This window comes from Pedobacter sp. SYSU D00535 (genome assembly GCF_017355855.1).
Lineage (GTDB): Bacteria > Bacteroidota > Bacteroidia > Sphingobacteriales > Sphingobacteriaceae > Desertivirga.
This window is the reverse complement of the sequence record NZ_JAFEWD010000004.1, coordinates 95998-111740: the sequence shown is the minus strand read 5'-3', so window position 1 is coordinate 111740 and position 15743 is coordinate 95998. Positions and strand designations below refer to the sequence as shown.

The following is a 15743-nucleotide window of genomic DNA, read 5'->3' as shown; positions in this document are numbered from 1 at the left end:
ATATGTTTGGCGGCTTCATAAAACTCATTGACTGGTACATCATCCGAAAATACCTTGGTACTTTTTTGTTTACCATTGTAATATTCTCGGTGATCATCATCATTTTCGACGTTTCTGAGAAGCTGGACGACTTTTTGAAACACAACGCTCCTCTGTCGAAGATTGTGTTTCAATACTATGCCGGATTCCTGCCATTTTACCTCAACTTTCTTTCCCCATTAATCAACTTTATTGCGGTGATCTTTTTTACAGCTAAGATGGCGGATCAGACGGAAATAGTACCGATTTTGAGCGGCGGCGTGAGCTTCACTAGGTTCCTCCGACCCTACTTTGTGGCCTCCTTCATCATTTTTTTGATCACGCTCATATTTAATCTGTTTATCATTCCCGAGACAAACGAGCTTAAAATTAATTTCGAAAACACCTACATAAACCCTAAAGCGGACAACACCAAAATGTATACACACATGCAGTTGGACAAAGGCAGCTATGTGTACGTTGAGAATTTTGACAACAATCAGAAGGTAGGATATAAGTTCTCTCTGGAAAAGTTTAACGGAGATGAGCTGGTTGAGAAAACCATGGCTGAAAGACTTGCCTGGGACTCTGTTAAAAGAAAGTGGAACATCGAAAATTACTCTGTAAGGAGAGTAAACGGCTTGAAGGAGTCGATGGACTACGGAACCAAGAAAGTTCTTCCTCTGGACTTAAAACCGTCGGATTTCGAAATCTACGACAACAACCAGGAAGCGATGAACATGCGCGAACTGAATACCCGAATTGAGAAAGAAAAAATCCGCGGGACGGGCGAATTAGAACGCCTCTTACTAGAAAAATACAAGCGATATGTTTACCCGCTCTCAGCATTTGTACTCACGTTGATGGGCGTTTCTTTATCCTCTCGCAAGGTACGTGGAGGTATCGGACTTCCCTTAGGAATAGGAATATTCCTAAGCTTTGCCTACATTCTTCTCATTCAATTTTCCAATATGTTCTCCTTGAAAGGAGGACTTCCCCCTCTTGTTGCGGTGTTTATTCCAAACATCATTTTTGGCGCTTTAGGTGTTTACCTCGTGGTAAAAGCACCAAAGTAGCATAATGAAAAAAAGCTTAAAGCAAGTTAACAGAAACACACTTATCCTTCATGTAACAGTTTTCGTTTGGGGATTCACGGGCATCCTGGGTGCACTTATTTCGGTCTCCGCAATTCATCTGGTTTGGTACCGGGTTCTGATTGCGTTCATTACGCTGTATCTATACTTTCGCTATACGAAAACGAGAATAACGGTAAGCACCGAGGCATTCCTCAAGCTATTTTTCACCGGTGCAATCGTTGGAGCACACTGGATCCTATTTTTCTATTCTATTAAAGTTTCGACCGTTTCCGTCACGCTTATTTGCCTTTCCTCTCTTACGCTTTTTACCGCAATCCTAGAGCCGATCTTTTATCGGAAACGCATATCAGCTGTGGAGATTTTGGTAGGAGTTATGATCATCAGTGGCATCTACCTTATCTTCGAATTCGAGAGTCAATATACTGAAGGGATTGTTACTGGTCTGGTAAGCGCGCTTTGTGCAAGCATATTTTCGATTATCAATTCAAAGCAAATAAAGAACCGCCCCGCTCCACTTATCAGCTTCTATGAACTACTTGGAGCCTGGGTATGGATATCGCTTTATCTCATTTCTACCAACGGATTTAATAGCGACATGAATCTGAATACAAGCGACCTAACCTACCTTTTAATTCTTGGAACAATATGCACTTCCGTTGCCTATGTTGCAGGGGTATCGGTGATGAAAGAACTATCGGCTTTTAGAGTAGCTTTAATCACCAATCTCGAGCCCTTGTATGGCATTGTCCTGGCCTTCCTGTTCTTCAGAAAAAGTGAACATATGAGTGGAGGCTTCTACCTCGGTTCATTGATTATACTAGTCGCAATTTTCCTATATCCCTTTGCGAAAGCCAAAGTAGAAAGCCGAAAAAGGGAAAAACAAACTGCAGATAAATAAAGCGATATTGTTAAGATATGATGTAAAAACATATACTAAATAGAACAATTTAGCAATCAACAAACGGCCTTAATACGAACCTAAATACTAGTATACATACCATCACAACTCCTAATTCTAGCCAAACCTAAGCAGTCCAAAAAATAGCCGAAACAGCAATTAATAGACCTAGAAATTCAATCAGGTTAACCGCTTTAGATCGAAGTGTTTTAAGGAAAACACAAGCACCCATACCATATAGAAAATGCCATTATGACATCTAAAAATAACCGATGAAAACCAAATAATCTAGTAAAAATACCAGAGACATGTCCATCTCAAATTGGCCCAGATTGAAGCCGATAATCGAAAAAAACAAGCAAATGAAAATGGAACACCAAAGCGGTACAGAAATATAAATAATACACTATAATCTGTCAAACGACCGAAAATAACCACCCCGTTAATCACTTCATCTATTCTACTATTATCCGGAATAACACACCATTTTAAAACTAAAAAAAGAGAATATTGCGGGTGATGAATCTGGAAGATTTCATTAAAGATTAATAACACAAAAAGTTATAAGTTTTACGGAAATAATCGTAAATTGAATAAGACAAAAGAAAGAATCCCAAATAAAAACTAAATTCATAAAATTCGAAATATCAAGACTTTAAGTAAAATAACAAAAGTGCAAATTCACATAAATATACTTAACAAACCCGAATCTTACTAAAATAATTAGCATACACAGAAAATGTGCAAGATAAAAGTAAATAAACAACTAATTATAAGCGTTGTACTAGCGATAATATTAATTAAAACTTCCGGATCAGCACTTGGACAAGTATTCTCTGCTAATCAAAACCCATCAACAATAAAATTTCGGCAAATCAACACCGAAAATTTTCAAATCATCTATCCTACTCAGTTTGAAAATGAAGCAAATAGAATGGCCAATGTTCTTGATGACATAATTAAAAAAGTAGCTTCGTCGCTGAAAATACAACCGAAAAAAATATCAATCATATTGCAAAATCAAGGAATTACTTCTAACGGTTTTGTTCAGCTTGCTCCTCGACGGTCTGAGTTTTTTACCACACCATCTCAGAACTTTGATTACCAAAATTGGCTCAACAGTCTGGCCGTACATGAACTCCGACACGTAGTTCAATTCGACAAATTGTCAGGCAAGTTAAGCAGGCCTTTTTTCGAATCGTTAGCGTTATCAATCTTCGGAATTAACCTGCCACCCTGGTTTTTTGAAGGTGACGCAGTAGGCATTGAAACGGCTCTTACAAAAGGCGGAAGAGGACGTATTCCTGAATGGTTTATTACATTTAGAACAAATACTTTATTCGACCGAAATTTTAGCTACTCCAAGAATTTTTTAGGCTCTCTTAAAGACTTTACTCCGGGCTATTATCAGCTTGGATTCTTTATGACATCGAAACTAAAAAGAGATCACGGTGCGCACGTAATGGACAGTATCTTGTCCCGAGTAGCACGCCTCCCCTTTCGACCATACAACCTCAGCAACTCCATCAAATTAGTAAGTGGAGTTAATTCTGAACAGCTCCATGACTCCACGGTATCCGAATTAAAACAACTATGGACTGATCAGTTGGAAAGAGTTGATGAGACAAATTACACTCCGCTAAATAAAAGGGCAGACAACACTCCTGAAAGTCTAAACCATCCCCAAGCATTTTCAGCCGAAGGCGTCCTTTACCTACTAAGCAGCAAAGCCCAAACTCCTTCGATTAACCTGCTGTCTTCGTCAGGAAGAACGAGGAAAATTATAGACGTTGGCTTGCAGGAAAATCCGTGGTTTCACTATGCGGCAGGAAAAATTGTATGGGATGAGTTTCGCTACGACGCACGTTATCTACAGCGATCCTTTAACGTAATTAATGTCTATGATTTTGAGAGTGGCCGAGCCCGGCAGCTTACTCACAAAACGCGGCTCTTTGCTCCAGCTCTTTCGCCAGACGGCGAAAGAATTATAACGATAGAAGTATCGTACGCGAATGAGATTTCTATAGTAGAATTAAGCGCCGTCAACGGACGAGAAATTAACAGATATCGCAGTCCTAACAATTACATGGCTCAGATGCCGAGCTATAATCCCGAAGGCAACAAAATTGTCTTTGTAGCCATTGCCAACACCGGAAAGATGCTCTACGAATTAGATCAGAAAAACGGCGGGTTTAAACAACTAACTCCCCTTCAGCTCCAGGAGATCAATAAGCCGATATATGCCGGAGATCAGATAGTTTTTAAGGGACATTATAATGGGATCGACAACTTGTATCGCCTAGAGCCAGCTACCCGGAAAGTCTTTCAAATTACCTCTGCAAAAACAGCAGCTGTAAACCCTTCCTTCGATAGCGGCTCCAATCGGCTTCTGTTCAACTACTATGCCCCCGAGGGCTACGATATCTCTGCCATTAAGTGGAGCCCTGACGCTGGCGTGAGCGCCGACAGGATTGAGAATACGTTTGTGAATTACGCAGAGCCGTTAGTAGAACAGGAGGGGCACGGGAATATTTTTGAAAACGTTCCCAACAAAAAATATGCGTCGAAGCCTTTTCGCGACATCAACAATCTATTTTATTTTCACAGTGCAATTCCTTTAATTGAACAGGAGCGGGACGATTACAAATATGGGGTTCAACTCCAGTCAGACAATCTGCTAAACACGCTTAGCTTTTACGCCGGGTATCAGTTCAACAATAGTTTAAAAAAGAGTGAATATTTTGCCGGCTTCGACTTCAAGCGGTATCTCCCTATCTTCTCCTTGAGCTACGTCAACCGGCCCAATCTCATCTACAGAACTGGGATCCCGCAGCCTGTCACGTGGCGGGAAAACGAGTACACCGCCGAGGTTTCCGTTCCCCTTGTTTTCAACAAATTCAATAACACCTATACGGTTCGCTTCCGTACTGGCACCAGCTACAGTAACAAGTATAATATCGACAAACCATTTCCCAATCTTCCTGGCTCCGTTGAGTTCCCGGTCTTCTACCAAATCAATGCTAGCCGGAACAACAGACGCGCTGCTCAAGACCTGGCCCCTCGCTGGGGTCAAAGTATCTCACTAACCTACCGTCACCTTCCATTTGAAGATCGCATCCCCGGCGAAATGCTGGCGCTACAATCTAATTTTTTCTTCCCTGCCCCCTTCAGAAACCATTCACTTCAGGCTTCCTTCAACTGGCGCACGGGCAACAGGGCTTATCGCATCACCGACATTCCGCAGGTAACCGGGTACAGCTTCCTGACAACGCGAGAAAAAGCATTTAACACCTTCCTGCTCGATTATCGATTTCCCATACTCTATCCCGATTGGGAACTAGGCCCCCTCGCCTACATTAAACGCTTCAAGGGAGGATTCTTCGCCGACTTCGAGAATATCGAGTTCAATCAAAGCAATTACATCAGGTCCTTTGGAGCAGAGCTGCGAGCGGACATGAACCTGTTGCGCTTTTACCTTCCCAACTTCGACATCGGAGGAAGAATTATTTTCCTAAATGAAAAATCAATACAAAAACCTATATTCGAGTTTCTGGCAACCTATAATTTCTGATTTTTATGAGTGCTAAAAGTCTTTTCATTATCATCGCCTCAGTGCTTGCGACAGTGATACTAATGAACAACACTGAGGAAATCGATTTCTGGCTCTTTGGAAGCGCCCGAATACCTAAGCTTGCGGCTTTAGGCGCTATGCTCGCTCTGGGTTTTGTTTTGGGTTTCCTGGCCGGCCGGCCGTCTCGTCCGAAAGAGAATAAACGAGATGATGATTTCGAAGATCATGACGACCTCGAGTTTATTACCCAGCCGAGAACCGACAAACTGAGCGACGAAGACCGGGAATATATCAGTTAAGATTTTTGAAAAACAACGGTGTTCCCTGATCTCCTGCAGCCCTGTGTTCCGTTCATACGCCTGCAGGCCTTAGTCACGGGCCGGTATCCACTCCACCCAGGTTTAGCTTACCACGGTAGCATTCCAATTAACTACCTACTGAATACCGTAGAAAACCGCATTCCCGCGTTCCAGTTCCTTCAGATCTACTTTTTCTTTAAAGATTCCGTACACAGAGGCCCCACTTCCACTCATTGACGCATATGCTGCTCCGGCTTCATATAGAGCAGATTTGACACCTCGTATCGAAGGATGGTTCTTAAAAACAGACTCCTCAAAATCATTCTTAACTCGTCCTTTCCACTCCTCAACTGGAAGTGCTATAAGCTCTTTTAAACTTTCTGCAGGCACACTTTGCCTCACGCCCCGGTAGGCTTCTCCCGTTGACACATGCACAGGTGGCATCACCAGAACCAGGAAATAGTCCGAAAGGTCGAGGTTGATTTGTTCAAATTGATCTCCCTTCCCGAAAGCGAACACGGGTTCATCCCGTACAAAAAAAGCGCAATCAGCTCCTAATTCTCGACAGTACTCTTCCATTTGATATACCGATAATCCCAAGCCAAACTTTTCATTCATCAGCTTAATAAAAAAAGCCGCATCTGCAGATCCTCCCCCCAAACCAGCACCAATAGGTATGTGTTTCATTAAATGAATAGCAACCAGGGGGATGTTATGGTCTTTGCGAAGCATTTCAAACGCCTTTAAGCAAAGGTTCTCGTTAGCGTGTCCGGGAATATTGATACCAGATGATTCGAAACTAAGGCTTTCGCTTTCTACTACCTCAAGCGCGTCTTTTATGGCAATAGGATAAAAAACAGTTTCCAGATTATGATAGCCATCAGTCCTGCGGCTAACAATATTTAAACCTATGTTTATTTTTGCATTTGGAAATACGATCATCAGTTCTATCGCTTAAGGAGTTTTTTCACATTCGTAGGACGGTAAAAATACATTTATTTCCTATGTTTGGATGATAGCTTTTGCTCGGCGAATAAAATGAAACAATATCTCGATTTGATGCAGCATGTGCTCGACACGGGCACTCAGAAACACGACCGTACTGGGACAGGAACAATTAGTGTATTTGGATATCAGATGCGCTTTAACCTGGAAGACGGATTTCCACTTGTTACCACCAAGAAACTACATTTACGATCCATCATTCACGAACTGATCTGGTTTCTGAAGGGAGATACAAATATCAAGTACCTTAAAGATAACGGCGTGAGCATTTGGGATGAGTGGGCGGACGAAAATGGCGAACTGGGTCCGGTGTACGGATATCAGTGGCGCTCCTGGCCAACTCCCGACGGCCGACATATTGATCAAATCTCCCAAGTGATTAATCAGATTAAAAACACGCCAGACTCGAGGAGGTTAATTGTATCTGCTTGGAATGTTGCTGAGATCGAGAACATGGCTTTGCCACCTTGCCACAGCTTTTTCCAATTTTATGTAGCAGACGGGAAGCTAAGTTGTCAGCTATATCAGCGCAGCGCCGATATCTTCCTTGGCGTTCCATTCAACATTGCCTCTTATGCATTACTCACCCTGATGGTTGCACAAGTATGTGACCTGAAGCCAGGAGATTTTGTTCATACCTTAGGTGATGCACACCTGTACAATAACCATTTGGAACAAACCAGGCTTCAGCTAAGCAGGGAACCGCGACCACTGCCCAAGATGAAGCTGAATCCGGACATAAAAAATATTTTCGACTTCAAGTTTGAAGATTTTAGCCTGGAGAATTACGATCCGCATCCGCATATAAAAGCACCAGTTGCTGTTTAATTAGAAACACATTTCCTTCCCGCTCGTATAGACAGATTATTATCCAGCAGCATGACTTCCATTAAACAAAACGGTTCGCCGGTAATCTCCAACGTAGTTGTAGTTGACGAACAGTGGGGAATAGGCAAAAACAACCAGTTACTGGTGCACTTCCCGGCCGACTTAAAAAGATTTAAAAGTATTACCACCGGGCATACGATCATCATGGGTAGGAAAACCTTCGACAGCATGGGTAGAGCACTACCAAATAGAAGAAACGTTGTTGTTTCCAGACAAAAGGACCTCAAGCTGGAGGGCGCCGAAGTGTTTGACTCGCTGGATGAAGCACTGAAAGCATGTCAGGGAGAGGCTGAAGTCTTCATTATAGGGGGAGCAGAGATTTTTAGGCAAGCGATTGAAATAACAGATCGGGTCTATCTTACAAGGATCCATGAAACTTTTGATGCAGATACTTTTTTCCCAAAACTCGCCACTACTGAATGGGTTGAAACAGAGGTGGAAGAGCACGAACCAGATGAGAAGAACCCATTTCATTACTCTTATATAACCTATCAGCGTGCCTGATTCTGGCTACGTGATTTTCTGTACTAAAAGAATTTCATAAATTAAAAATTTACTTAGATTTGCCGTCTTATCAGAAAAGGGCTTAATTAAGATTAAAACTGATTTATATATATACTAAACAAAAATGCAAGGTAAAGGATTGATTAAATTCGCCGCTATAGCATTAACGATCGGATGTTTATATTCTCTGTCGTTTACGTGGGTGGCAAACAGGGTTGAAAAAGATGCAAAGGAATATGCAAAGGGTGATCCTGCTAAAGAAAGAGCATATCTCGATTCGATGGCCACTCAGCCGGTCTATAATTTGGGATTCACAAAATTCAACTACCAACAGGTAAAAGAAAACGAAATCCCTCTTGGACTTGACCTGGCGGGCGGGATGAACGTAACAATGGAGATCTCGCTTACCGAGCTAATCAAGAATCTTGCGAACGACAATCCTTCTCCGGCATTCAACACAGCGTTGCAGAATGCTCAAACCCGTTTAAATCGTGGGGAAGATAATTTCATCAACCTTTTTGTTGACGAGTATCAAAAGCTTGCCGGAAACGGAAACCTTGCGAAAATTTTCGCTACCAAAGAAAACGCCGCTTTTATTAAACCTAATACAAGCGACGCAGATGTAGCCACGTTCCTTAGCAATCAAGCTCAGGATGCTATCGATCGTTCTTTCAATATCCTTCGTACACGTATTGATAAGTTCGGCGTTGCTTCTCCAAATATTCAGCTTCAGCAAGGTACTAACCGCATCCTGGTAGAACTTCCTGGTGTTACAGATCAACAACGGGTACGCAAACTTCTGCAAGGTTCAGCACAGCTGGAGTTTTGGGAAACCTACGATAACCGCGAGGTGTTCCCTATCCTGGAAAGCATTAATAGCGTAGTAGCCGCAAGTCAAAAAGCCACTGCGGATACAACTACTAAAGGTGCAACTGCTAAGGCAGATACAACTGGAGGTAAACTAGCAAACCTGGGAGCAAAACAAGGTACAGCTGGTAAAGACACTTCTGCATTGGGGGCGCAGGCTGAACAAGCAAAACAAAATCCTTTGTTTGCGATTTTAGCGCCAAACCTTTCTCAGGGGCAAGGTGGTCAACAAGCCCTTGGTGCTGGACCTGTTGTTGGTTACGCAGCTTTAAAAGATACTGCAAAGGTCAACAAGTTGCTTCGTTCTCCTGAAGTGAGATCAGTAATTCCTCAAAATGTGAATTTCATGTGGGGAGTTAAACCAGCAACAGAAGAAAGCAAAATATTCGAATTATATGCACTGAAAGCTAGTGGGTTCAACAATTCGGCTGCGCTTGCAGGAGACGTAATTACAGATGCACGAAACGATGTAGATGAGCGGGGCAATAACGAGGTGTTGATGTACATGAATCCGGAAGGAGCTCGTCAGTGGAGACAACTGACAGCAGCTGCAGCGGGTGATCCCAACAACCGGGAGGATAACAAATCCATAGCAATTGTTCTTGACGGCAACGTTTACTCGGCACCAACGGTACAAAATGAAATTCCAAACGGAAGTTCTTCTATCAGTGGTAATTTCACTGCTGAAGATACTAAAGACCTAGCAAACGTCCTTAAAGCAGGTCGTTTACCTGCGCCAGCAAAAATAGTCAGTGAGTATGTTGTAGGCCCTTCTTTAGGTTTAGAATCAATCAATAGCGGGCTAATTTCCTCTGTCGCTGGCTTAGTGGTAATCCTGCTTTTCATGGCGCTTTACTATAATACAGCTGGTTGGGTGGCTAACATCGCACTCCTCGTGAACTTGTTCTTCCTTATGGGAGTTCTAGCTTCGTTAGGTGCCGTGTTAACATTACCCGGTATTGCAGGTATCGTCCTATCACTGGGTATGTCAGTGGACGCGAACGTACTTATCTATGAACGTGTAAGGGAAGAAATTGCAGAAGGGAAGAGCGTAAGGCTAGCTATTGCAGAAGGCTATAGCAAAGCGATGTCTTCCATCCTTGACTCAAACATCACCACCTTCCTGACAGGCGTAATCCTGTATATATTTGGTAGCGGGCCAATAGTAGGTTTCGCTACAACCCTGATGATTGGTATCGTCACCTCACTATTTGCCGCGATTTTCATTACTCGCCTTGTTTTTGAATGGCTTTTAGCAAAACAAAAAACCGTAAGCTTCTCAATTAAGGCTACTCAGAATCTATTTAAAGATTCTAAGTTCGACTTCATCTCCGGCAGAAGGAAGTTCTATTTGTTCTCCGGAATCATCATTGTTGCTGGCTTGATCTCTATGTTTACGAGAGGTTTTAGTCTTGGTGTCGATTTCCAGGGAGGCCGCTCCTATTTTGTAGAGTTTGATAAAAGTGTAAGCACCAATGATGTAAGAGAAGCTGTTTCAGCAGAATTTCAAGACGCATCTACAGAAGTAAAAACATATGGATCGGCGAACGAAGTGAAGATCACCACCTCTTACATGGTCGAGGAAACTTCCGAACAGGCAGAACAGCAAGTGTCTGACAAGTTGAACGCGGGATTAAAGAAAATTAGTCCTAACTACGAAATCAAAGATGCTCAAAAAGTTGGTCCTACTATGGCCAACGATATCAAGGTATCTGCAGTTTGGGCAGTTGTTTTCTCAATCCTGGTCATCTTCCTGTACATTTTAGTACGTTTCCGCAGATGGCAGTTTGGTATTTCAGCCATTGTTGCACTGGCCCACGACGTTTTAGTCCTGTTGTCCATCTTCTCTTTACTAAACGGTTTTGTTCCGTTTTCCCTGGATATCGATCAAGCATTTATCGCCGCAATTTTAACCGTAATGGGATATTCTATTAACGATACGGTGGTTGTATTTGACCGGGTTCGGGAATACATCAACCAGCATCATTCGAAAGACGAGGATATGCCTACTGTTATAAACAACGCGTTAAATAGTACGCTAAGCCGTACGGTTATCACCGGGGTCTGCGTAATAGCTGTTCTGATTATCATCTTCATTTTTGGAGGTGAGATTTTAAGAGGTTTCTCTTTCGCGATGTTAATCGGGGTGGTTTTTGGAACTTACTCTTCTCTTTTCGTTGCGACACCATTCGTGGTGGAGTTCATCAGAAAAAAAGGAGAGTCTCTGGTAACCAGAGAAGTAAAATAAGATCAGTAATTACTAATTGTAGAGCCCTTGTTCATTACAGGGGCTTTTTTTATTAGAGAACTTTAACCTACTTTGCTACTTTACGGATATCGTCAACATTTAATTAAGTTTCAGGTTATATAAAGTATACTAAATTTTGAACATGGAAGAAAAAAATAGAGCTGTAAATTTCCCGAAAGTAGTTATAGTTGGTGGCGGATTTGGAGGAATACAATTGGCAAAACACCTGAGAGAAAAAGAAGTACAGGTGCTTATGCTCGATCGGCACAACTATCACACTTTCCAGCCGCTCTTGTACCAAGTGGCAACAGGAGGACTTGAAGCAGACTCTATCGCTTTTCCACTTCGTAAAATATTTAAAGGACAAAAAAATTTCATATTTAGAAATGCAGAGGTTTCAGCTATTCATCCCGAGAGAAAAGCGATTGAAACAAATATAGGCGAGTTCTTTTACGACTATCTTGTACTTGCTACTGGTTCTGACTCTAATTTTTTTGGTTCAAAAGAATTAGAGCATTACACCATGCCTATGAAGACGATTCCCGAGTCATTAAATCTTCGGAGCATGATCCTCCAAAACCTCGAAGAAGCGTTGATAGAACATGATCCAATAAAGAAAGCCGGCCTGCTGAACTTCGTTGTAGTGGGAGGCGGGCCGACGGGGGTTGAGCTTTCGGGAGCCTTATCAGAACTGAAGCGACATGTACTGAAGACTGACTACCCGGAACTCGACCTGTCGGAAGTCAACATCTACCTCATTGAGGGTTCTACCGAACTTTTAGGGCCGATGTCAGCAAAGTCCAGAAGGAGCGCGAAAGACTTCCTGGAGGAGATGGGAGTACAGGTATTAACTGATGTACGGGTTTCTTCCTATGACGGAGAGGTGATTAAGCTATCAAGCGGCGAGGAAATTGTGACAAAAAACGTGCTTTGGTCTGCGGGGGTTAAAGGAGAAGTACCGGCAGGTATTCCACAAGATCGGATCGTCCGCGGAGGACGGATAAAAGTAGATGAATTTAATAGGATCGTGGGATTTCAGGACATCTTCGCCATTGGAGACGTTGCTGCAATGATGACAGAAGAATATCCGAACGGCCATCCAGGTGTTGCGCCAGCAGCTATCCAACAAGGCAAAAACCTGGCAAAAAACCTTATACGCCTGATCAATGGAGAAAAGATGGAGCCGTTTAAATATCGAGATAAAGGATCGATGGCCACCGTTGGAAGAAACAGGGCTGTTGTAGATATTGGCAAAATTCATTTTCACGGCATATTCGCATGGTTTGTGTGGATGTTTGTACACCTAATGAGCCTGGTAGGCTTTAGAAATAAGTTGGTAGTACTTGTGAATTGGATTTGGAGTTATTTTAGTTACGACAGGGGCACGAGATTAATTATCAGAAGATTTAACAGAAATTCAATGACTGAAGATACTTCGGGAAAATAAATGCCGGATCTTTAGAAATGCGGATCAGTTAAGGAGAGGATGAATGTTCTCTCCTGCTACCAAAAGCTTTGTCGATTCTTCATAATGAAGAACTAACTTTAAATACCATTTTATAATGTTGAATACCTGCCTCTTCAAACTGCTCTCCCTCCGCCACAAAACCTAGCTTAGCATACATTCCCATCGCTTGAACCTGTGCATTGAGATAAATATAATCCGCACTCCGAGGAAGGTCGCCTAGAACCGCTTTAACCAACGCCTGGCCTACACCCTTCCCCCTAAATGGTTTCAAAACAGCAAATCTTTCTAACTTAAAACCTTTGTCTGTTCTCCTCCACCTTGCTGCTCCTGCAGGAGAATCATCAACCGTGGCAAGAAAATGAGTGGACTCATCTTCAAACTCCCACTCCAATTCTGGAGGGCAATTCTGTTCAACTACAAAAACTTCCCGCCGGATGGCAAAAACGGTTTCCAAGATGAGCGGATCTTCTACTTTAGTTACTTTAATCATCAGAATAACCTGTTCCTAGGAACGCACGCGAACCATAGCTGGTTTAAGATATTTTGAAAACATTTCTACATAGAAGTCTTTGGCGTAGATGATAGTATTCAAAAACTCTACGTTCAACTCGCGTTTAAGGATAATTTGACCGATGATAAAGCCGATAATGTTAGCAAAAAGAGTCCCGTAGGCTGCTCCCATTACACCATATTGATGTATGAAGACATAGTTAGATGCAATATTTATCAGGGCTGACAGAACTACGATACTAAACGTCAGTTTCGTCTTGCCTATCGAATCCAATAACGTTCCGAACTGGCGTCCATAGGGTATGAATAAGCAATAAATAAGCGTAACACGCAGGAGAGGAATTGTATCCTCATACTTTTCACCCGCTACAAGGTCTACTATGAGTCCTGAAAATAGAAAGCAAAAAATTAGTCCGGGAATAAGTATTGCGAGGATTACCGCCACTGACTTTTCATAAAGATGCTTTACCGCCTCAAGTCCCTCGTTTTCTACTCTTCTTGCGCTTTGCGGAAATACAATGTTCGAAACTGAAGTTGTCGGGATTTCTACCAGATTAGTGATTCTTATTGCGATATTATAGGTTCCTGCCGCAGCGGTAGAAAGATAAGTTCCAAGCATAAACTGGTCAATACTATTGAATAGGATAGAACTTAAAGCCGTACCAAGCACGTACTTGCCGTAATGAAACAGCCGGGAAACCCATTCAAAATTTACCTTCCAGCCTAGCGCGAAGTATTGCCGGGTAAAGAAGTAAGCAATGATAGCTCCAACAAGTGACGAAACAATCTGCACAAATACCAGGGCTATAAGAGAAATAGAAAAACCAAAGATGGCAGAAGACAGTACGTAGCCAAAGAGTATTAACTGCCGGGCAATGGATGTATAGAAAAGTCCATCGAAGCGAAAGTTTGCCTGTTGAATACACTGAAACTGCGTGATCAATCCCGAAAAAACAAAAATGATATTATACCAATAGAACATTGGTAATAACTGAGGCGTTTTCCAGAGCAGACTCAGGTAATTAGCGAATCCGAAGTTTAAAAGAATGCAGATCAATGTAAGGACACCCGTAATTGCGAAAGAAGCTGTAATGATGTCCTTTTTCTCTTCCTGGTGAGAAGCAAGGAACTTTACCAATGCATTTTGAACCAGTCCATTTCTCGCTGCTTCCAAAAAAGCAGTAACGGCAATAAAAAGAGACCATGCTCCGAATTCATTTTTATCCAGTATCCTAACAAGGATATAAAAAGTCCCGAAACCGAGTAGAACTACAAGAAACTGTTGTAGAAACGAAAAAAAGCCTGATTTAAGCCAGTATTTGTTCTTCACCTTGAATGCTTTGTGATTTTATAAAATATTTGTTTAGGTACTCTTTCACCTCATCGTCTGTCTTCGCATGAAAGTTCCTCACGTTAGACAGCTTTGGGTATAGCTTCGTAAAACATTCGAACGTAGCCTCTGGCCCCTTTTTCGAGAGGATTATATTCACCCCTCCAAAGCAACTCGCTAGGGCTGACGACCCTCCATGAGTGGACAGAAAATGCTGACAATTAGCGTAAACCATCAATTGGAAATGATTGTAGTTTTTAGCATTGCCCTTATTCTCCAAATAAAGATCTTCCATCAGAATTACCTCAGGATGAGTCTCCTGAAGCCACTCATAATCGTTTAGGTTATAAATTGCGCTGTTATCAACAGTAATGTGCTGAGGCCGGGGGCGGTTATACAAGATGGTATAATCGTTTTTTAAGTTATTGATGATATAATCCAGCATAGGGATATCATAATAGCTTATTGGAGGGCCTCCCCACTCACTATTATATCGGTTACCAATGATAAGAGTTGGCTTTTCAAAAACGTAAACATCGTTTTGATAATACTCTTTATAGGGTACCTGAGCCCACTTACTTATGTTGTAATCATGACTATATAATACCCTGGGGATCTCATAATTATAGTTGCCCTCGTGGGTCCTCGTCTCAAACTTCTCCTCATGGTCGGGCGAGAAAAAATACAATTCACGAGTATATTTGGAAGAGGTGGTCTTCTTAAGCGTTCCGTTTTTATGGTGCCAGTAAGCAAAGGGAAGAACAAAAATCAACTCAGCAGCAAACTCGCCCTCATAAGTGATCTCCTTATACTTATTTCTTAAAACATAATCGCGAAATATATATTTGAGCTGGATAAGCCGACAGTAATAGGTATCCCGGCAGAAATACCGTAAACCGCGATCGAATTTCCTGTGCCGTACGTGTACAATAAGGCTGAGCAATTTAAAAATAAGAGACCTCAACATACTAAGAAACTCACCAAGAGAATATATTAACTTAAAAAGGAGTACGAATCAAAAACTAAATGTACAAAAAAAA

At 42.0% G+C, this 15743-nt stretch carries 12 protein-coding genes; 8 read left to right on the top strand and 4 right to left on the bottom strand.

Features of this window, described 5'->3' with window-relative positions; all coding sequences use genetic code 11:
* The first annotated feature begins 2 nt into the window (after window positions 1-2).
* The 4 genes from J4N23_RS11015 (at window position 3) to J4N23_RS11000 (ending at window position 5883) form a co-directional block, all read left to right on the top strand.
* Window positions 3-1094, top strand: coding sequence for an LptF/LptG family permease (locus tag J4N23_RS11015; RefSeq protein WP_207427262.1), 1092 nt, complete (start codon window positions 3-5; stop codon window positions 1092-1094).
* A gap of 4 nt (window positions 1095-1098) precedes the next feature.
* Window positions 1099-2013: a DMT family transporter gene (locus J4N23_RS11010; RefSeq protein ID WP_207427261.1), complete on the top strand. Its 915-nt coding sequence runs from the start codon at window positions 1099-1101 to the stop codon at window positions 2011-2013.
* A 739-nt stretch (window positions 2014-2752) separates the two neighbouring features.
* Window positions 2753-5584: a hypothetical protein gene (locus J4N23_RS11005; protein ID WP_207427259.1), complete on the top strand. Its 2832-nt coding sequence runs from the start codon at window positions 2753-2755 to the stop codon at window positions 5582-5584.
* Window positions 5585-5589: 5 nt separating this feature from the next.
* Window positions 5590-5883 carry a hypothetical protein gene (locus J4N23_RS11000; RefSeq protein WP_207427257.1) on the top strand — a complete coding sequence of 98 codons (294 nt, stop codon included), beginning with the start codon at window positions 5590-5592 and terminating at the stop codon, window positions 5881-5883.
* Between the two features lie 135 nt (window positions 5884-6018).
* Here the strand turns inward: J4N23_RS11000 and ispE are convergent, their stop codons facing one another.
* A complete protein-coding gene (gene ispE, locus J4N23_RS10995) occupies window positions 6019-6825 on the bottom strand; it encodes a 4-(cytidine 5'-diphospho)-2-C-methyl-D-erythritol kinase (RefSeq protein ID WP_207427256.1) in 807 nt (268 codons plus the stop codon).
* Between the two features lie 96 nt (window positions 6826-6921).
* Here ispE and J4N23_RS10990 point away from each other — a divergent pair, with 96 nt between their 5' ends.
* The 4 genes from J4N23_RS10990 (at window position 6922) to J4N23_RS10975 (ending at window position 12842) form a co-directional block, all read left to right on the top strand.
* Window positions 6922-7716, top strand: a complete 795-nt coding sequence (locus J4N23_RS10990) for a thymidylate synthase (RefSeq protein WP_207427255.1) — start codon at window positions 6922-6924, stop codon at window positions 7714-7716.
* Between the two features lie 51 nt (window positions 7717-7767).
* Window positions 7768-8280: a dihydrofolate reductase gene (locus tag J4N23_RS10985; RefSeq protein WP_207427254.1), complete on the top strand. Its 513-nt coding sequence runs from the start codon at window positions 7768-7770 to the stop codon at window positions 8278-8280.
* Window positions 8281-8404: 124 nt separating this feature from the next.
* Complete coding sequence (secDF, locus tag J4N23_RS10980; protein WP_207427253.1) at window positions 8405-11395, top strand: protein translocase subunit SecDF; 2991 nt, start codon at window positions 8405-8407, stop codon at window positions 11393-11395.
* Window positions 11396-11537: 142 nt separating this feature from the next.
* Window positions 11538-12842, top strand: coding sequence for an NAD(P)/FAD-dependent oxidoreductase (locus J4N23_RS10975; RefSeq protein WP_207427251.1), 1305 nt, complete (start codon window positions 11538-11540; stop codon window positions 12840-12842).
* Between the two features lie 79 nt (window positions 12843-12921).
* Here J4N23_RS10975 and J4N23_RS10970 read toward each other — a convergent pair whose 3' ends face one another.
* Genes J4N23_RS10970 through J4N23_RS10960 form a run of 3 tightly spaced genes read right to left on the bottom strand, consistent with a single transcriptional unit; the run spans window position 12922 to window position 15646 of the window.
* The gene (locus J4N23_RS10970) at window positions 12922-13353 is read right to left on the bottom strand and encodes a GNAT family N-acetyltransferase (protein WP_207427249.1); all 432 of its coding nucleotides are present in this window, start codon (window positions 13351-13353) and stop codon (window positions 12922-12924) included.
* 15 nt (window positions 13354-13368) lie between these two features.
* On the bottom strand, window positions 13369-14703 hold the full coding sequence (locus J4N23_RS10965; RefSeq protein ID WP_207427247.1) for a flippase: 1335 nt from the start codon (window positions 14701-14703) through the stop codon (window positions 13369-13371).
* Window positions 14681-15646, bottom strand: coding sequence for a hypothetical protein (locus tag J4N23_RS10960; protein ID WP_242689192.1), 966 nt, complete (start codon window positions 15644-15646; stop codon window positions 14681-14683). Before J4N23_RS10960 ends, J4N23_RS10965 begins: the two co-directional genes overlap by 23 nt.
* Between the last annotated feature and the right edge of the window lie 97 nt (window positions 15647-15743).